Raw genomic sequence first — 18,390 nt, 5'->3', positions numbered from 1 at the left:
TATCGTGAGGATCATCGGGGCGACGGAGTGGGCGATGCACGAGATGGCCATCACTGAGAGCGTGGTCGACACCGTCTGCGAACACGCCGGAGGCCGGCGCGTGCGCAGCGTCCGCGTGCAAGTCGGCGCGCTGTGCGCCGTGGTTCCCGACTCCATGCAGTTCTGTTTCGGCTTGGCCACTGAAGGCACCGTGGCCGAAGGAGCCCGGCTGGATCTCGATCTGCAGCCAGGGTTGGCGCGGTGCCGCACCTGCGGCGCCGAATTCGGCGTCGACGACCTGATCTTGCTGTGCGGATGCGGCAGCGCCGACGTCGAGGTGCTCGCCGGACGCGATCTGCGCATTCTCTCGATGGAAGTGAGCTGACATGTGCGCTACCTGTGGATGCGGCGACGACGGTGCAGTCATCACCGTCGCCGGCGAGACCGGCCACCACCACCCGCACAGCCATGACCATCACCACGATCACCCCCATGAGCATGGGCCGGCGACGCAAACCGTCTCGCTCGAACAGAAAGTACTAGCCAAGAACGACGAACTCGCCGAGCGGAACCGAAAGTGGTTGGCACAGCGCAATATTGCTGCCTTCAACCTCACCAGCTCCCCCGGCGCCGGCAAGACCACCCTCCTCGAGCGCACCATTCGCGAGCTGTCGGGCCGGCGACCGGTCGCCGTGATCGAGGGCGACCAGGAGACGTTGCTGGACGCCGAACGCATCCGCGCTACCGGCTGCCGCGTGGTTCAGGTCAACACCGGCGCCGGGTGTCACCTCGACGCGGAGATGACCCGGCGTGCGCTGGAAAGCCTGGCACCCGAACCCAACTCGGTGGTGTTCATCGAGAACGTCGGCAATCTGGTCTGCCCGGCTCTGTTCGACCTCGGCGAGCAAACCAAAGTCGTGGTCATTTCGGTGACCGAAGGCGCCGACAAACCGCTGAAGTATCCCCATATGTTCTCTGCCGCCGGACTTGTCCTGATCAACAAGACCGACTTACTCCCCTATGTCGATTTCGATCTTGATGTCTGCGCATCGCATGCGCGGTCGATCAACCCGAATGTCGACATCATCCCGGTGTCGGCCACAACGGGTGACGGCACCTCTGCTTGGTATGCGTGGATTGACGCTCACGCAAACAACTCTTGCGAAACTGGACGTTGACAAGTCTTTGCGCCGGGAGTAGACCCAGAAACTAGCGCCACGCAAGTGGGCCGATGGTCGACTCCTGTGGTGCAGGGACACAGGTCGTCCCGGAAAGAGCTGCTAAATGCCAACTGAGGCAGCAGTCCAAGCAGAAGAGACCTTGATCCATGTCTTGTGGATCAACGCCGGTCTGAGTTGTGACGGCGATTCCGTGGCGTTGACTGCCGCCACCCAACCCAGTGTCGAAGAAATTGCTCTCGGCGCGCTTCCCGGGCTACCAAAGGTCGCCGTCCATTGGCCCCTGATCGATTTCGAATGCGGGCCGAACGGGGGCGCCGACGACTTCCTCGAATGGTTCTTCAAAGCCGACCGCGGCGATTTGGAACCGTTCGTGCTCGTCGTCGAGGGCTCCATTCCGAACGAGCAGCTGCACGACGAAGGCTACTGGTGCGGATTCGGCAACAATCCGGCCACCGGTCAACCGATGACCACCAGCGAATGGCTCGACCGGCTGGCGCCGAAGGCCACCGCAGTGGTCGCTGTCGGCACCTGCGCGACCTACGGAGGCATCCATGCGATGGCCGGTAACCCCACCGGCGCCATGGGAGTGCCCGACTACCTGGGGTGGGACTGGAAGAGCAAAGCGGGCATCCCGATCGTCTGTGTCCCCGGTTGCCCCATCCATCCCGACAACCTCTCCGAGACACTGACATACCTGCTCTACATGGCCACAGGTCAGGCGCCGATGATTCCGCTCGACGATGCGCTGCGGCCTAAGTGGTTGTTCGGCCAGAGCGTCCACGAGGGGTGCGATCGGGCCGGATATTACGAGCAGGGCGATTTCGCGACCGAGTACGGATCCCCGAAATGCATTGTGAAGCTCGGATGTTGGGGTCCGGTGGTGAAGTGCAACGTGCCCAAGCGCGGCTGGATCAACGGTATCGGCGGTTGCCCGAACGTCGGCGGCATCTGCATCGGCTGCACCATGCCGGGCTTCCCGGACAAGTTCATGCCGTTCATGGACGAACCCCCGGGCGGCAAGTTGTCGTCCACCGCGTCGACGATGTACGGCTCGGTGATCCGCAGCCTGCGTCACATCACCGGCCGCACTGTCGACAAAGAGCCGAAGTGGCGGCATCCGGGAACCAAGCTGGAAACGGGAGCAACCCGCACCTGGTAGGTGCCGGTTGTGTTCTGCGCTCTCCGAGCGGTTTTCGCTTCTTCGAGCAGCGCCACACGCATCAACGAGAGAGAAGTCCGATGACAACGATCACCCCCGAACCGACACAGGCGAAGCGTGAACCCGGCCAACTGGTCGAGATGGCGTGGGATCCGATCACCCGGATCGTGGGCAGCCTGGGCATCTACACCAAGATCGACTTCGAGAACAAAGAAGTGGTGGAATGCCATTCGACATCGTCGATCTTCCGCGGCTACTCGCTGTTCATGAAGGGCAAGGACCCGCGCGACGCGCACTTCATCACCAGCCGCATCTGCGGGATCTGTGGTGACAACCACTGCACCTGCTCCTGCTACACGCAGCAGATGGCGTACGGCGTCCAGCCGCCCCACTTGGCGGAGTGGCTGGTCAATCTTGGCGAGGCCGCGGAATACATGTTCGACCACAACATTTTCCAGGAAAATCTGGTCGGCGTGGACTACTGCGAGAAGATGGTCGCGGAGACCAATCCCGGTGTACTGGCCAAGGCCGAGAACACTGCCGCACCGCATGCAGACATGCACGGCTACAAGACCATTGCCGACATCATGCGCGCGCTGAACCCGTTCACCGGCGAGTTCTACCGGCAGGCACTGCAAGTCAGCCGATGGACACGAGAGATGTTCTGCCTCATGGAAGGCCGCCACGTTCACCCGTCGACGCTGTACCCGGGTGGCGTCGGCACCACCGCCACCATCCAGCTGATGACCGACTACATGACGCGGCTGATGCGCTACGTGGAGTTCATGAAAAGCGTGGTGCCGATGCACGACGACCTGTTCGACTTCTTCTACGAGGCGCTGCCGGGATACGAGAAGGTCGGCCTGCGTCGAACCCTGCTCGGCTGCTGGGGGTCGTTCCAGGATCCCGAGCACTGCAACTTCTCCTACAAGGACATGGAGAACTGGGGCCGCAAGATGTTCGTCACGCCGGGCGTGGTGGTGGACGGCAAGCTCGTCACCACCTCGCTGGTCGACATCAACCTCGGCATTCGAATCCTGTTGGGGCACAGCTACTATGACGACTGGACCGACCAGGAGATGTTCGTCAAGACCGATCCGCTGGGCAATCCGGTGGACCGGCGCCACCCATGGAACCAACACACCAATCCCAAGCCGCAGAAGCGCGACTTCGACGGCAACTACAGCTGGGTGATGGCGCCGCGCTGGTTCGACGGTAAAGATCATCTCGCCCTCGACACCGGCGGCGGGCCGCTGGCCCGCTTGTGGTCGACGGCACTGGCCGGGCTGGTCGACATCGGCTACATCAAGTCGACCGGCCACAGCGTGAAGATCAACCTTCCCAAGACGGCGCTGAAAGGCCCGGTCGAGCTGGAGTGGAAGGTGCCGCAGCACGGCAGCAACACCATCGAACGCAACCGGGCCCGCACCTACTTCCAGGCCTATGCTGCGGCGGCCGCCCTGCACTTCGCCGAGAAGGCGTTGGTGGAGATCCGTGCCGGGCGCACCAAGACCTGGGAGAAGTTCGACGTGCCCGACGAGGGCATCGGGTGCGGCTTTACCGAGGCGGTTCGCGGTGTGCTGAGCCACCACATGGTGATTCGCGACGGCAAGATCGCCAACTACCACCCATATCCGCCCACCCCGTGGAACGCGAACCCACGCGACAGCTACGGCACCCCGGGGCCGTACGAGGATGCCGTGCAAGGCCAGCCGATCTTCGAGGAGAACGACAGGGAGCATTTCAAGGGCATCGACATCATGCGCACGGTCCGCAGCTTCGATCCGTGCCTGCCCTGCGGTGTGCACATGTATCTGGGCAAGGGCAAGACGCTCGAGAGACTGCACTCTCCGACCCAGTCCGTGACCGGGGAGTGACGTATGGCCGATCGCCGGCGCGAGGAGCAAGTGTGACCGAGCCGGAAGGGTTTGAGCCAGAGGCGCACTGGCGCACGGCCGGCGATCGGATTCAGAATTTGCTCGAGGCCAGCGCAGCCGCGGGCCCGGTGGCGCAGCAGCGTACCGAGCAACTGGTCCGTGAGGTCACCGATCTCTACGGCGCCGGTCTGGAAAGGGTGATGCGGCTCGTCGTGTCCGCGAATCCCGAATTGGCAGAAGCCTTCGCAGCGGACCCACTGATTGCCAGCCTGCTTCTGGTGCACAACCTTCACCCGCATCCGGTCCAGCGGCGGGTGGCTGATGCCCTCGACAGCGTGAGGCCGTATCTGGGCAGTCACGGTGGCGACGTGGATCTGATCGAGGTCACGGGTCAGGTCGTGCGGCTGCAGTTCACCGGCAGCTGCCGCACCTGTCCGTCCTCCTCGGTGACCCTGGAGCTGGCGGTCGAGGAGGCGATTCGCGCTGCCGCTCCCGAGATCGAGTCGATCGAAGTCGTCGCGGCCGAACCCAAACCGCCGCAGCCGATTCCCGCCGACTCGCTGATGAGCCGTGTCCACACCAAACCCGTCTGGCATCGGGTGCCCGACGTCGCCACGCTGGCCCCGGGTGAGGTGGGCGGCTTCCGGGTCGACGGCGCAGTGGTGCTGGCGTGCCGCGTCGACGACACCCTGTTCGCCTACCGCGACCGCTGCGGATGCTGTGGCGAATCGCTGGCCGGCGCGGCGCTGCACCGGGTGATGGGTTCGACGGCACCGGTGCTGCGATGTCCGCGCTGTCACGCTCACTTCGACGTGGTTCACGCCGGGCGCTGTGTCGACGGGAACGGCCACGCTGATGCGCACCTCGAGCCGATTCCGTTGCTGCAACGCGATGGTGTGCTGTCGATGGCTTTACAGGGCGCCCCCTGATGGACGGCGCGTATGACGTGCTGGCCCGTATCCGGGCAAACCGCGGGTCTACGCAGCCGGCCGGCGAGCGATGCGAGATGTGTGCCGATCCGATCGCCGACGAACACCAGCACGTCGTCAATGTCGAAGGCAGACAACTGCTGTGCGTGTGTCGCGGATGTTATCTGCTGTTCACCGACACCAACGCCGACCTGCGTTACAGGGCGATACCGGACCGAGTTCTGAGCTTCGGCGATTTCGGGATCGACCGGAGGCAGTGGGACACGTTGCAGATCCCGGTCGGTCTGGCATTCTTCTTCCGCAACTCGGCGCTCGGCCGGGTGGTCGCGTTCTACCCCGGGCCCGCCGGTGCGACGGAGTCAGAGTTGGACCTCGCTGCCTGGAGCGCCATTCGCGACGCGGACCCGCGTGTGGACATGCTCGCCGACGACACCGAGGCGCTGATCGTTCGGGTACCGGCCGACGAAAGCCGTTCGCCGGACTGCTATCTGGTGCCGATCGATGTCTGCTACGAGTTCGTCGGCCGGATGCGGATGCTGTGGCACGGCTTCGACGGCGGCCGAGAAGTCCGCGATTACATTGCCGGATTCTTCGACGAACTCGCCACCCGAAGCAAGGTGGTAGAGCGATGACAGACCTGACGTTTGGCGTTGTCGACGTGTCGCCGCAGCCGTACGCGGTGACACCGGTGCTGACGGCGCGCGTCGCGGTTACCGCAGTCGGCGACGACCCCTTGCATGCGGTCGCGCTGCGCTGCCAGGTTCGGATCGACCCGTTGCGGCGCCGGTACTCCGACGAAGAAGCGGCCGGGTTGCTGGATCTGTTCGGGCCGCGGGAGCGGTGGAGCTCCACACAGCGAACGTTCGTGTGGCTGCACTGCGCCGTGATGGTGCCGGGTTTCACCGGCACCACCCAGATCGACCTGCCGCTGCAATGCACCTACGATTTCGAGGTCGCCGCGGCCAAGTACATGCACGCGTTGCGGGACGGCACCATCCCGCTTCAGTTCCTGTTCAGCGGAACAGTGTTCACCCAGGGCGCGCGCGGCTTCGCGGTGCGGCAGGTGCCGTGGGACAAAGAGGACCGATACGACCTGCCGGTGGCGGCGTGGCGCACGCTGATGGACCAGCACTACCCGAATACCGGCTGGCTGCGGCTGAACCGCGCCACGCTGGCGGCGTTGTCCGCGTACAAGACCGAGCGGGGTCTGCTCGGCTACGACGACGCCGTCACTGCGCTTCTGGACGCGGCGTGCCACAAGGAGCTGCGATGAACCGCGGCTGGGACCACGTTCGCGCCGTCGCCGACGCGGTGCTCTACGAGGGCTATCTGCTGTACCCGTACCGGGCCGGCTCACCAAAGAACCAGTCACGCTGGCAATTCGGTGTGCTCGGACCGCCTGGCGCCGAACAGAAGGGCATCGGCGAGAACGACACGATGTCGGGCCAGGTGCTCGTCGACGGTGACACCGCCGAGTTGACGGTGGTGTTGCGGTTCCTTCAGCTGCAGCGGCGCACTGCGCAGAAGAACAGCGCTGCCGGCGGGTTCGAGCCCGTCGACCAGCTGACCGCCGGTGACCGGACATGGCTCACGTGGGACGAGGCGGTAGAACGGGAGTTGGTTTTTGGACCGTTCACTGTCGCGGATCTGGAAGTCCTGCAACAGATTCCGATAGAAGTGGCCGGCGGCACCGACGTCGAACCCGTCGACGGCGGCCGCCTGGTCCGTAGCCGCAGACAGCTTGCCGGTGAATTCGCGCTGACTGCGGACTGGGACGACGGGCTCGTGCGCGTCAGCCTGGCCGTGCGCAACACCGGTGCGGCGCCGGGCGACAAGGACGATGCCGTCGCCGCCTCGTTCATCGGCACGCACGTCATCGCAGAGGTGGGCAACGGCGCCTTCGTGTCGCTGCTCGACCCGCCACCGGGCGCTGCCGACGCCGCCGCGCGATGTCACCAGCACCGCTGTTTCCCGGTGCTCGCCGGTCCACCCGACGCCCGTGATCTGATGCTGGTTTCGCCGATCATCCTCTACGACCACCCGCAGATCGCCGAGCAGAGCGAAGGCGCGCTCTACGACTCCACCGAGATCGACGAGATCCTCACGTTGCGCGTGATGACCATGACCGACGAGGAGAAGGCGCAGGCCCGGGCGACCGATCCGCTCGCCGCCCAGATCATCGACCGGTGTGACTCGATGTCGCCCGAGGCGATGCTCAATCTGCATGGCATTCTGCGTGATCCGCACGCCGCGGACAGCCCCCCGGCCCTGATACCCGAGGTTCCCGACGGCGTGGACTGGTGGGACCCGGTGGCCGACACCGCGGTTCAGCCGGAGATCGACGCGGTGCTGGTCGACGGGGTCCGGGTGGCCGCCGGCTCTCGGGTGCGTCTGCACCCGTCACGGCGCGCCGACGCTCAGGACATCTTCTTCAGCGGGAAGACCGCACGCGTCACCTCGGTCCACGAGGACGTGGACGGCAACCAGCACGTCGCTGTCGTGGTCGACGACGACCCGGCCGCCGATTTGCACGAGTGGTACGGCCGCTACCTGTACTTCGCCCCTGATGAAGTCGAGCCGCTCGAAAGGAGTTCGAAATGGATGTAGTGGGTTGGGTGGCGATCGGCGTGGTCGCCGCCGTCATCGTCGCGGGCGTCGTGGTCGGCGTGACCTCCATACCGGATGCACGGCGCTACATGAAGATTCGCCGGATGTAGGGCGGAAGTGACATCACGTCCCGGATTCTGGTAGCAGGCATCGGCAACATCTTCCTCGGCGACGACGGGTTCGGCCCCGAGGTGGTGCGGCGCGGGCGGGCACGCATCGCCGCCATTGGCGCGCGAGTGGTCGACTACGGCATCGGCGGCATGCACCTGGCCTACGACCTGCTCGAGAACTGGGACGGCCTGGTCCTCGTCGACGCGGTGCCCAACCGGGGCTCGCCGGGCACCGTACACCTCTTCGAGGTGGACCACGAATCCACCTGCAGCACACCGGTTTTGGATGCCCACAGCATGGACCCCGGTGCGGTCTTCGCGAGCGTGGCCGCATTGGGCGGCAAACCGCCCTACACCGTGGTGGTGGGCTGCGAGGTCGAAAACGTCGACGAAGGCATCGGGCTGTCCGATTCGGTGCGCAGGGCCGTGAACGGCGCCGTCGACGACGTGCTGCAGGTGGTCTCGGCGATGGCGGCGCGCATCTGCGCGGGAGGCGGTTGAGATGTGCCTGGGCATTCCCGGTCAGGTGGTCCGTCTGCTCGAGGGTTACGGCGGCCAACTCGCACTCGTCGACGTCGCCGGCGAGCAACGCAAGGTCAACATCGGCATGCTGCCCGAGGAGACGTTCGAGCCGGGCGACTGGGTGATCATCCACATGGGCTTCGCCGTCGAAAAGACCGACCGCGCAGGAGCTGACGCCGCGATGACAGGCCTGAAGCTGATGGGCCGCGATCCGGAGACAGCGCCGTGACCGACCGGCGCCGACTGCGGGTCAGCGTGCGAGGGGTGGTGCAAGGCGTGGGCTTCCGGCCATTCGTCTACACCACTGCGGCGGCATTCGGCCTGTCCGGGTGCGTGCGCAACGACAGCTCTGGCGCGCTGATCGAAGTAGAAGGCGACCCCGCCGGTCTCGAGCAGTTCTTGTCCCGACTGCGCGACTCGCCGCCACCGTTGGCGCTCGTCGAGTCCCTTGAGACTGAAGAAATTTCGCCCGTCGGCGGTACCGGCTTCGCGATTGCCGACACCTCCCGGTCGAACAGCGGCCGCACGCTGGTCTCCCCCGACGTCGCGATGTGCGCGGACTGCGCGGCAGAATTGCGTGACCCGACCAACCGCCGGTACCGGCACCCGTTCGTCAACTGCACCAACTGCGGACCGCGGTTCACGATCATCGGCGGCCTCCCCTACGACCGCGCCACCACGACGATGTCGACGTTCGACATGTGCGCCGACTGCGCCCGCGAATACGCCGATCCAGCCGACCGCCGCTTCCATGCCCAACCGGTGTGTTGCCCGAATTGTGGCCCCGCCCTGCGCTACGTGAAGCCGGGACGGGACATGCTGTACCGCGAGGACGCACTGAGCGCGGCGCGCACGCTGTTGCGTGACGGCGGTGTGCTCGCCGTGAAAGGGGTCGGCGGTTACCACCTCGCCTGTGATGCCCGCGACCAGACCGCGGTGACGGAATTGCGACGCCGGAAGCGCCGCGGCGACAAGCCGTTTGCCGTGATGGTGGCCGACCTGGCCGGTGCGAGGCGCATCGCCGTGGTCGACGAAACGGCTCAGCGCATGCTCACCGGGCCGCAGCGGCCGATTGTGCTGCTCCCTCGCTTGGCTTCGGCGCGGGTAGCCGAATCCGTCGCACCGCACAACCCCGACCTCGGCGTGATGGTGGCCTATACGCCGCTGCACGTCCTGCTGTTCGGGCTGGACGGCGACCAGCCGGGACCCGACGTGCTGGTGATGACGTCGGGAAACCTTGGCGGAGAACCGATTTGCTATCACGACGACGATGCGCTGACCCGGTTGGCGCACCTGGCCGACGGCTGGCTGACGCACGACCGCGCGATCCTGGTTCCGTGTGACGACTCGGTCGTCCGGATGGTCGACGGATCGGAGCTGCCGATCCGGCGCTCACGCGGTTACGCCCCTCTGCCGGTCGCGTTGCCGCTGCCCGTACCCCCGACACTGGCGGTCGGCGCGGACTTGAAGAACACGATGGCTGTGGCCGACGGTCGCTACGCCTGGCTGAGTCAGCACATCGGCGACATGGACGACCTGGCCACCCTGTCGGCGTTCGACGACGCCCAGCAGCACCTGCGCGCACTCACCGGCGTGCAGCCCCAAGTGCTGGTGGCTGACGCACATCCGCTGTACCGGTCGACGGGCTGGGCGCACCGTAACGCCGACGGGCGGCCCGTCCGCACGGTGCAACATCACCACGCCCACATCGCGGCCGTGATGGCCGAGCACGGGTGCGACGGTTCCGAGCAAGTGCTCGGGTTCGCTTTCGACGGCACGGGTTACGGCTCGGACGAAGCGGTGTGGGGCGGCGAGGTCATGCTCGCGAACTACAAGGGATACGAGCGCTTGGCGCACCTGAAATATGTACCGCTGGCCGGCGGTGACGTCAGCGTGCTGCGCCCGTACCGGATGGCACTGGCCCACCTGTGGTCGGCCGGCATCGACTGGGATCCCGACCTGCCGCCGGTCGCGGCGTGTCCGCCCGAGGAACGAAAGCTGTTGACCCACCAGTTCGCCACCGGCCGGGGCTGCGTGCCGACGTCGAGCATGGGGCGGCTCTTCGACGCGGTGTCGGCACTGACCGGGGTGCGCCAGGTGGTTGCCTACGAGGCGCAGGCAGCCATTGAGCTGGAGGGCCTTGCACGCGGTGGCGCATGCGGCGCAAAGGTGTACACGTTCGGTATTGAGCGCCGCGGCCCGGTCGATCTGATCGACCCCGCTCCCGTGCTGGCTGCGGCGGTCGGCGACTGGCGCGCCGGTGTGAGCGCAGCCGTGATCGGTGCCCGGTTCCACCACACGGTCGCCCACCTGATCGTCGACTTGGCGGCTCGGCATGCCGAGGCGTCGCAAACGATCGCCCTGTCGGGCGGGGTGTTCCAGAATGCCCTGCTGCTGCACTCGACGCTACAGTGCTTGCGCCACAAAGGTTTTCGAGTGATCAGCCACCGCCGGGTGCCGCCGAACGACGGCGGGCTTGCGTTGGGCCAGCTCTTGGTGGGGAATTCGGCATGAGCACGGTGACTCGAGGGCAGGAATTGTTCGCCCAGTACGCCTATCCGCCGAACGAGCTCGGCTTCTGCGGGCCCGCCGGGACCGGCGATGCGGGCGAACTCGGCGCACACGCACGCGAATTCGACGGCGCCTGGCCCTACCTGGCCGCGATCGCCGACGCAGTCGGCGGCACCGAGGCATTGCATGAAGACGTCGTTCGAAGCTACTGGACGGGCGGCCGCGCGTTGGACAAGGTGGACCCGAGCGAGCTGCTCCGTCGCCTCCGAAGCGCATTCCAGGGGCAGGTGACCGGTCTGCTCGACGTGATCCAGCCGTGCGCCGACGTGCTGGCGCACCACAGCTTTCACGTCTTCGTCGTCTATCCGTGGGTGCGCTTCCTGGATCGCGACCCAGACACCGCGCTGACCGTGCTGCAGGACTGCCGGATCCGCTGGGGCACGGTGCAGTCGGTGTCCGATGACCATGTGACGATCGCGACGCAGCCACTGCAGTTCACTGCGGGCCGACTGTCTCTCGGCGAGACGCGCACCGAAGACGTCCGGTGGAAGAAGGGCGATCTGCGGCTGGCGCCGATGCCCGCGCCTGGTGACCTCGTGTCGGCGCACTGGAACTGGATGTGCGCAACCCTGAGCGACGACGAAGCCGCCGCGCTAGCGGCCGCCACCCAAGCCACGCTGGATCTGGTGAACATTGCCCGTGCCGAACGCCTGCCGGTCGCAGCGAAACAAGAGCAGACTGGTGGGCAGCGCAGGCCCGCGCACCCCGGAGGCTCACGATGACAACCACCGCGCAACTGGGCGGCTCGTACGTCGACACCGACCTCTCCGCTGACTTGGCCGCTGCGGCATTGGATCTGGCGCGCCGATTCCACGACGGCGCCACGCTGTGGGTGATCTCGCCTGAATGGGAGCCGCACGCCCATCACGTCGCCGTCGAGTTCGTCCACCCGGTGATCATGGGTAAGCGGGCGCTGCCGTCGGTCGCCCTCGTCGACCCCGACCCGGTGGCGCAGGCGCGGGTGGCCAGCCAGCCCGGCGACCTGTTGATCGCCATTGCGGCCGCCGATCAGCCCGCCGTCCTCGACGCCATGCGGCGCGCGCAGGCGTGGGGCGTTACCACGCTGTGGGTCGGGTCCGGACCGCGACCGCCAGCCGGGGCGGCCAACCACATCCTGTGGATCGACTCCGACGACCCGATGGTGCCGGCGACCGGAACGTTCGTGCTGCTATATCACTTGTTGTGGGAGCTCACCCACGTCTGCTTCGAGCACCCGGGCCTGCTGAAGCCCTCCCACACCGACGAAGTCTGCGTGACATGCGGCGACGAGGGCCGGATCGCTGAAATTCTTCTGGCGCCAGCAGATGACACCGGTCAGGCGCTGGTGCGCACCGCCAACGGCGAGGAGTGGGTGGACGTCACGATCCTCGGTGACGTCGCCACCAATGACCTCGTGTTGGTGCACGCGGGAGCCGCAATCGCCCGTCTCGGCGATGAGCGCTCGAGCGAAGAGCAGACAACCGGCCGCGAGGTGACCAGATGACCGAAAGCACCGGATTTCTCTACCCATTCATCGAGTCGGAGGAGACCGACGCCAAGAGCCTGCTCGACGACCTCGCTGCGTCGGCACGCGGCAAGGCCGCGGAAAGTGCTCGGCTGCAACGAGAGTCGCTCGACGAGTACGGCGACGCGCTGGCGGCCGCCGGAGCGCAGATGGCCGAGCGCTTCCGCCGCGGCGGGCGGCTCTACACGCTCGGAAACGGCGGCAGCTCCACCGATGCGGCGACGCTGGCGTCACTGTTCAGCCGTCCCGCGCGGGGCCGCCCAGTCGCCGCGTGGTCATTGGCCGCCGACGAGGCCGTGGTGACCGCACTCGGCAACGACGTCGGATTCGAGCTGATCTTCAAGCGCCAGATCATCGCTCATGCCCGCGATAAAGACGTGGCGATCGCGTTGTCGACGTCCGGCAACTCTGAGGATCTGATGACGGCGATCACGGAGGCCAACCAGCGTGGTTTGCTGACCATTGGGTTCTCCGGCCACGACGGCGGCAGGATGGCCGTAGCCGACGACCTCGACTTCTGTTTCACGGTGCATTCGCAGAGCATCCATCGCATCCAGGAAAGCCATGCGATGCTCGGCTATCGGCTCTGGTCGGTGGCACAGGACCGGATGGCTCAGCCCCGCAACGGAGTTCACCCGTGACCACCAACGCGATGAGCGCCGCCGAGCGCGAAGACCGGGTGCTGGAACGCATCGACAAGTTCCGGCAGCGCCGTCCGCGCCTGCTCGACGACGTGGTGACACTCGCGCATGGCGCGGGTGGCAAGTCGTCGGCCGCACTCGTCGACGCAGTGTTCGTCGAGGCGTTCCGCAACGCCGAACTCGAGCAACTGGGCGACGCCGCGCTGCTGCGCACTACATCGGGCGAGCGGCTGGCGTTCTCCACCGACTCGTATGTCGTTGCGCCGCGGCGCTTTCCGGGTGGCTCGATCGGCCACGTCGCCGTGCACGGGACCATCAACGATCTTGCGGTGGCGGGTGCCCGGCCGCAATGGCTGTCGGCGGCCTTCGTGATCGAGGAAGGCTTTCCCATCAGCGAGCTACGCGAGGTCGTCGCGGACATGAGCGAATCGGCGGCCCGAGCCGGTGTGCAGATCGTCACTGGCGACACCAAGGTGGTGGGTAAGGGTGCTGCCGACGGGCTCTACATCTGCACCGCTGGCGTCGGCGTGATCCCGGACGGCCGGCATCTGGGACGCGAGCGTGTGCAGCCCGGCGACAAGGTGGTGTTGTCGGGCACCATCGGCGAGCACGGCATGGCGGTGATGCTTGCTCGCGGTGACCTGGCCATCGACGCCGACATCGCGTCGGACACCGCACCGGTGCACGAGCTGGTGGAGCTTCTGCTCGAGGCGGCCCCGCGGACCCGGTGGATGCGCGACGCCACCCGCGGCGGCGTCGGCACCGTCTGCAACGAGCTCGTCAAGGACTCGCCGTTCGCGCTGATCCTCGACGAGGCGAGCCTTCCGGTGCAGCCGCAAGTCCTCGGTGCGTGCGACATGCTCGGTATCGACCCGCTGTATGTCGCCAACGAAGGCAAGTTCGTCGCGGTCGTGCCGGCCGAGGAGGCGGACGTGGCGATCACCGCGCTGCGATCCCACCCGCAGGGCGCCGACGCGGCGGTGGTCGGCGAGATCGTGGCCGAACCTCACGGCATCGTCGCGCTGCGGACATCGTTTGGCGGCAGCCGAATCGTCGACATGCTCGTCGGCGATCCGCTGCCGCGAATCTGTTGAGACTGAGGAGTTTTCACGATGTGTCTGGGGATACCGGGTCAGGTGGTCGACATCGTCGACGCCGAACAATCGCTGGCGAAGGTGGACGTCAATGGTGTGCGGCGCAATATCAGTGTGCGGCTGCTCACCGACGACAACCTGCGCGTCGGTGACTGGGTGCTGGTGCACGTGGGGTTCGCGATGGCCAAGATCGACGAACGCGAGGCCGAGATCACGCTGAATCAGCTCAAGCACATGGGCGCCGACTACGACAACGAGATCCAAGCCTTCAATTCATCCGAAATCGCTTGAGGGAGCTGAGCAATGAGATTCGTCGACGAATTCCGCGATCCGGCAGCAGCTCGCGCCCTCGTCAAGTCGATCACCGAGCTCGCCGGTGGCGACCACTTCAAGTTCATGGAGGTCTGCGGCGGCCACACGCACACCATCTACCGTCACGGGATCGAGCATCTGCTGCCGGAATCGGTTGAGCTGGTGCATGGTCCCGGTTGCCCGGTGTGTGTGATCCCGATGGGTCGGGTGGACGACGCGATGTGGCTTGCCGAGCAACCCGGAATCATCTTCACCACGTTCGGCGACATGATGCGCGTCCCGGGCTCCAGAGGCAACCTGATCGAGGCGAAGGCGCGCGGCGCGGATGTGCGGTTCGTGTACTCCCCGCTCGACGCGTTGAAGGTGGCGCTGGACAATCCCGACCGCCACGTGGTGCTCTTCGCCGTCGGATTCGAAACCACTGCCCCGTCTACAGCTGTGACCCTGGTCCGGGCCCGGTCGCTCGGTGTCCGCAACTTCTCGGTGTTCTGCAACCATGTCACGATCGTGCCGCCGATCAAGGCGATCCTGGAGTCACCTGACCTGCGGCTGTCCGGATTCTTGGGTCCCGGCCATGTCTCGACGGTGGTGGGGCTGCGGCCGTACCGGTTCGTGCCGGACGTGTACGGAAAACCCATGGTGGTAGCGGGCTTTGAGCCGCTGGACATTCTGGCGTCGGTGCACATGCTGCTGCGCCAGATTCGCGACGGGCGATGCGAGGTCGAGAACCAGTACACCCGGGTGGTGCGTCCGGAGGGCAACACTCAGGCGTTGAAATTGATGGCGCAGACGTTCGAGCTGCGGCCTCACTTCGAATGGCGCGGACTGGGATTCATTTCGCAGAGCGCGCTCAAAATCCACCGCGACTACGCCGAATTCGACGCCGAGCAGGCGTTCGACATGCCGGGTGTGCGGGTCGCCGACCCGAAGGCGTGCCAGTGCGGGGAGGTGCTCAAGGGCGTCATAAAGCCGTGGGAGTGCAAGGTATTCGGCACCGCGTGTACCCCTGAGACGCCGATCGGCACGTGCATGGTGTCACCGGAGGGAGCCTGCGCGGCGTACTACAACTTCGGTCGGCTGCACCGGGAGACGGCTCAACTGCTGGGCCAGCGCTGAGCGCGACCGCACCATGACCGCGTCAGCGCTTGCGCGCCGTCACGGGCGCGACGATGCTGCCCGCATGGCGCACGAGGATCCGGTTGCTGTGCTGCAACGCTGGGCGGACGCCGGTGCGGTGTGGCGGGTGATCGAGCACCGCGGAGGCGAGGTCACGGTGGGATTGTTCCGATGCGACGGCGGTGAGGAGGTGGACCGCATCAGGTCGACGGATCCGCGGCTGTTGCGCTTCCTGGAGAACCGCAGCAGCAGCGAGGATTGATCCGCGGTCACATCAGCCGCGCGGAGCGCGCGAGGTTGACGATCCCGGTGCGTGAACTCAATTGACTGACGATGTCCTCGAGGCGGCTCAGCGGAAGGTCGATCTGCCATTCCGGAAGCAAGCCGTACAGCAGCACGAACCCAGGTCGCACGTCGACTTTGGTGACAAGCAGCCCGTTGGGCAGATCGGGCAGTTCGACGGGGTAGATCGGCAGCCGCCCTGGCAAGCCCATCCGCCGACCGCCGACCACCAATGCCTGCGGCTGCAGCCACAACGCAGTGCCGACGATGCGGATGTCCACTTCGAGGTGGCCCCACCCGGGCCGGCGGGTCCAGCACAGCCGCACCACCCCGTCGTCGCCGACCTTGGCGGCGAACTGCGGGGTCGCTTGCGCGACAAGCTCCTCGAGCACCTCGGCAGGCAGTTTCAGGGCCAGCTCCACCGGTGCCGCCACGATCTCCGACGTCGCGCCCGGCCGGAAGTGCACGTTGCTCAGCACGGCCATCGCCTGGTCGAACCGGTACTCCCGCCATGCGACGTCCTCGGCCACCACCAGCACGTCGCCGATCTGGCCGACCGCCAGGCCACGCGCCTCGAGCCGGAAGTCGAATTCGGTGACGGTCAGCGTGAGGTCGTCGCCGTCGACCCGCACCGTGAGGTCACGGCCGACAACCAGCCGGCGCAGCGTCTGGAACAACGTGCGGTAGGCGATCGCCGCACCGGTCGAGATGGTGGGTACCGCAGCTGAAGACCACAGCGTCGCCAACCGCTCGCGGGAACGGAACGGATCCCAGTCGGGCAGCGGGTTGAATCGCGGCACCCGACCAGCATCCCCCATGCCCACCGCGCCCGTCGTCCAGGATCGCACCGCTGACGGCGGGTGAGAGGCTGGACCCCATGCTGCTCGTCGACGTCGCCACCGCATCGGCCGACGTCGCTGCGCAGTCGTCGCGGCTGGCGAAGACCACACGCCTCGCCGAGTTGTTGGCCGCCGCGGCGGCCGACGGCAACGCGCGGCAGGTCGCCGTGGTGGTGTCGTGGCTGTCAGGCGAACTCCCGCAGCGACAGATCGGCGTCGGGTGGGCCGCGCTGCGCGCGCTTCCCCCGCCGGCCGACGAGCCGACCCTCACGGTCGCCGAGGTGGACGCGGCGTTCACCGCGATCGGTGCGCTGTCAGGCGCCGGGTCACAAAAGCAGCGGGCCGCACTCGTCGGAGCGCTGTTCTCGGCGGCGACCTCCGGCGAGCAGACCTTCCTGCGCCGCCTCTTGCGGGGAGAGCTGCGGCAGGGCGCACTGGCCGGGGTGATGGCCGACGCAGTCGCGCGGGCCGGCGGCATTGCCCCCGCACAGGTGCGGCGGGCGGCGATGCTCGCCGGTGACCTGCCGGCGGTGGCGGCTGCGGCGTTGACCGGTGGAGCGGCCGCTCTCGGCCAGTTCACGCTGCGGGTCGGCCGCCCGGTCGGGCCGATGCTGGCGCAGACAGCCGCTGGCGTCGGCGACGCTCTCGAAAAGCTCGGCGGCACAGCCATTTTCGAGGCCAAGCTGGACGGCGCCCGGTTGCAGATCCACCGCGACAGCGACTCCGTCGCGCTTTACACCCGCAGCCTCGACGACGTCACCGCTCGGCTGCCTGAAGTCGTCGACGCCGCGCTGGCGCTGCCGGTGCGGTCGCTGATCGCCGACGGCGAGGCCATCGCGGTGCGGCCCGACGGCCGGCCGCACCGGTTCCAGGTCACCGCTTCACGGTTCGGGCGCGCCGGCGCCGCCGGGGCGCAACGGCTTTCGGTGTTCTTCTTCGACGTGTTGCACTGCGACGGCGACGACTTGCTGGACCTTGCGGCCATCGACCGGCTGGCCGCTCTCGACGCGGTCGTGCCGGCCGCACAACGGGTCGACCGGCTGATCACCGCAGATGCCGCCGAAGCGGCCCGGTTTCTGGACGCCACGCTGGCCGCCGGCCACGAAGGCGTGATGGCGAAGTCGCCGACCGCGCCGTACGAGGCAGGCCGCCGCGGCGCGGGCTGGCTCAAGGTCAAGCCGGTGCACACACTCGACTTGGTGGTGCTTGCCGTCGAGTGGGGCTCCGGGCGACGCACCGGCAAGCTGTCCAACATCCACCTCGGCGCCCGCGACCCGGCGACCGGCGGGTTCGTGATGTTGGGCAAGACGTTCAAGGGCATGACGGACGCCGTGCTGGACTGGCAGACCCAGCGGTTCCTCGAGCTTGCCGACGGCCCGACCGACGGCTACGTGGTCAGACTTCGGCCCGAGCAGGTGGTCGAGATCGCGTTCGACGGTGTGCAGATCTCCAGCCGCTACCCCGGCGGGGCGGCCTTGCGGTTCGCGCGTGTGCTGCGTTACCGCGACGACAAGACCCCCGCCGAAGCCGACACCATCGACACCGTGCGGCAGTTCGCCGACCGCTGAGCCCGCGACGCCCCGGCGACGCGGTAACCAGCGCGGGAAAGTTCGAGAAGGGTCCACGCGGAATACCGTTTCGGCGCGAGAGGCGTGCCAAGATCAGCG

The 18,390-nt window shown here is 66.9% G+C and carries 21 protein-coding genes; 20 read left to right on the top strand and 1 reads right to left on the bottom strand.

Going from position 1 to position 18,390, the window contains the following annotated elements:
• Positions 1-34: 34 nt before the first annotated feature.
• The 19 genes from AC5Y39_RS05260 (at position 35) to AC5Y39_RS05170 (ending at position 15,864) form a co-directional block, all read left to right on the top strand.
• Complete coding sequence (locus AC5Y39_RS05260; protein ID WP_500016476.1) at positions 35-364, top strand: hydrogenase maturation nickel metallochaperone HypA/HybF; 330 nt, start codon at positions 35-37, stop codon at positions 362-364.
• A 1-nt stretch (position 365) separates the two neighbouring features.
• A complete protein-coding gene (hypB, locus tag AC5Y39_RS05255) occupies positions 366-1,157 on the top strand; it encodes a hydrogenase nickel incorporation protein HypB (RefSeq protein ID WP_500016209.1) in 792 nt (263 codons plus the stop codon).
• Between the two features lie 106 nt (positions 1,158-1,263).
• Positions 1,264-2,319 (top strand): NADH-quinone oxidoreductase subunit B family protein, encoded by a 1,056-nt coding sequence (locus AC5Y39_RS05250; RefSeq protein ID WP_499907936.1) that lies wholly within the window; start codon positions 1,264-1,266, stop codon positions 2,317-2,319.
• An 80-nt stretch (positions 2,320-2,399) separates the two neighbouring features.
• Positions 2,400-4,196 (top strand): nickel-dependent hydrogenase large subunit, encoded by a 1,797-nt coding sequence (locus tag AC5Y39_RS05245; RefSeq protein ID WP_499907935.1) that lies wholly within the window; start codon positions 2,400-2,402, stop codon positions 4,194-4,196.
• 32 nt (positions 4,197-4,228) lie between these two features.
• Complete coding sequence (locus AC5Y39_RS05240; RefSeq protein WP_500016208.1) at positions 4,229-5,125, top strand: NifU family protein; 897 nt, start codon at positions 4,229-4,231, stop codon at positions 5,123-5,125.
• Positions 5,125-5,757, top strand: coding sequence for a DUF5947 family protein (locus AC5Y39_RS05235; RefSeq protein WP_500016207.1), 633 nt, complete (start codon positions 5,125-5,127; stop codon positions 5,755-5,757). Before AC5Y39_RS05240 ends, AC5Y39_RS05235 begins: the two co-directional genes overlap by 1 nt.
• Positions 5,754-6,398, top strand: coding sequence for a DUF6084 family protein (locus AC5Y39_RS05230; RefSeq protein WP_500016206.1), 645 nt, complete (start codon positions 5,754-5,756; stop codon positions 6,396-6,398). Before AC5Y39_RS05235 ends, AC5Y39_RS05230 begins: the two co-directional genes overlap by 4 nt.
• Positions 6,395-7,732, top strand: a complete 1,338-nt coding sequence (locus AC5Y39_RS05225) for a hypothetical protein (protein ID WP_500016205.1) — start codon at positions 6,395-6,397, stop codon at positions 7,730-7,732. The genes AC5Y39_RS05230 and AC5Y39_RS05225 overlap by 4 nt, the downstream gene beginning before the upstream one ends.
• Entirely contained in the window at positions 7,723-7,842 is a 120-nt protein-coding gene (locus AC5Y39_RS05220; RefSeq protein WP_499907930.1) for a DUF6893 family small protein, read from the top strand. The genes AC5Y39_RS05225 and AC5Y39_RS05220 overlap by 10 nt, the downstream gene beginning before the upstream one ends.
• A 12-nt stretch (positions 7,843-7,854) precedes the next feature.
• Entirely contained in the window at positions 7,855-8,343 is a 489-nt protein-coding gene (locus AC5Y39_RS05215) for a hydrogenase maturation protease (RefSeq protein WP_500016475.1), read from the top strand.
• 1 nt (position 8,344) lies between these two features.
• The gene (locus tag AC5Y39_RS05210; protein WP_500016204.1) at positions 8,345-8,593 is read left to right on the top strand and encodes a HypC/HybG/HupF family hydrogenase formation chaperone; all 249 of its coding nucleotides are present in this window, start codon (positions 8,345-8,347) and stop codon (positions 8,591-8,593) included.
• Positions 8,590-10,878: a carbamoyltransferase HypF gene (hypF, locus tag AC5Y39_RS05205; protein WP_500016203.1), complete on the top strand. Its 2,289-nt coding sequence runs from the start codon at positions 8,590-8,592 to the stop codon at positions 10,876-10,878. The genes AC5Y39_RS05210 and hypF overlap by 4 nt, the downstream gene beginning before the upstream one ends.
• Positions 10,875-11,657 carry a DUF6390 family protein gene (locus tag AC5Y39_RS05200; protein ID WP_500016202.1) on the top strand — a complete coding sequence of 261 codons (783 nt, stop codon included), beginning with the start codon at positions 10,875-10,877 and terminating at the stop codon, positions 11,655-11,657. The genes hypF and AC5Y39_RS05200 overlap by 4 nt, the downstream gene beginning before the upstream one ends.
• Positions 11,654-12,418 (top strand): hydrogenase assembly protein HupF, encoded by a 765-nt coding sequence (locus tag AC5Y39_RS05195; protein WP_500016201.1) that lies wholly within the window; start codon positions 11,654-11,656, stop codon positions 12,416-12,418. The genes AC5Y39_RS05200 and AC5Y39_RS05195 overlap by 4 nt, the downstream gene beginning before the upstream one ends.
• A complete protein-coding gene (locus tag AC5Y39_RS05190) occupies positions 12,415-13,080 on the top strand; it encodes a D-sedoheptulose-7-phosphate isomerase (RefSeq protein WP_500016200.1) in 666 nt (221 codons plus the stop codon). The genes AC5Y39_RS05195 and AC5Y39_RS05190 overlap by 4 nt, the downstream gene beginning before the upstream one ends.
• An 11-nt stretch (positions 13,081-13,091) precedes the next feature.
• Positions 13,092-14,174 (top strand): hydrogenase expression/formation protein HypE, encoded by a 1,083-nt coding sequence (hypE, locus tag AC5Y39_RS05185; RefSeq protein ID WP_500016474.1) that lies wholly within the window; start codon positions 13,092-13,094, stop codon positions 14,172-14,174.
• Positions 14,175-14,192: 18 nt separating this feature from the next.
• On the top strand, positions 14,193-14,465 hold the full coding sequence (locus AC5Y39_RS05180; RefSeq protein WP_500016199.1) for a HypC/HybG/HupF family hydrogenase formation chaperone: 273 nt from the start codon (positions 14,193-14,195) through the stop codon (positions 14,463-14,465).
• 12 nt (positions 14,466-14,477) lie between these two features.
• A complete protein-coding gene (gene hypD / locus AC5Y39_RS05175) occupies positions 14,478-15,602 on the top strand; it encodes a hydrogenase formation protein HypD (RefSeq protein WP_500016198.1) in 1,125 nt (374 codons plus the stop codon).
• Positions 15,603-15,666: 64 nt separating this feature from the next.
• On the top strand, positions 15,667-15,864 hold the full coding sequence (locus AC5Y39_RS05170) for a hypothetical protein (RefSeq protein WP_500016197.1): 198 nt from the start codon (positions 15,667-15,669) through the stop codon (positions 15,862-15,864).
• Between the two features lie 7 nt (positions 15,865-15,871).
• Here AC5Y39_RS05170 and AC5Y39_RS05165 read toward each other — a convergent pair whose 3' ends face one another.
• Positions 15,872-16,684: a hypothetical protein gene (locus AC5Y39_RS05165; RefSeq protein WP_500016196.1), complete on the bottom strand. Its 813-nt coding sequence runs from the start codon at positions 16,682-16,684 to the stop codon at positions 15,872-15,874.
• A gap of 77 nt (positions 16,685-16,761) precedes the next feature.
• Between AC5Y39_RS05165 and AC5Y39_RS05160 the strand changes: the two genes are divergently transcribed.
• Positions 16,762-18,291 carry an ATP-dependent DNA ligase gene (locus AC5Y39_RS05160; protein WP_500016195.1) on the top strand — a complete coding sequence of 510 codons (1,530 nt, stop codon included), beginning with the start codon at positions 16,762-16,764 and terminating at the stop codon, positions 18,289-18,291.
• Positions 18,292-18,390 lie beyond the last annotated feature (99 nt).

Source organism: Mycobacterium sp. NGS39 (assembly GCF_059812765.1).
Note: the sequence above shows the minus strand (reverse complement) of the source record. Positions and strands in the feature narration are given on the sequence as shown.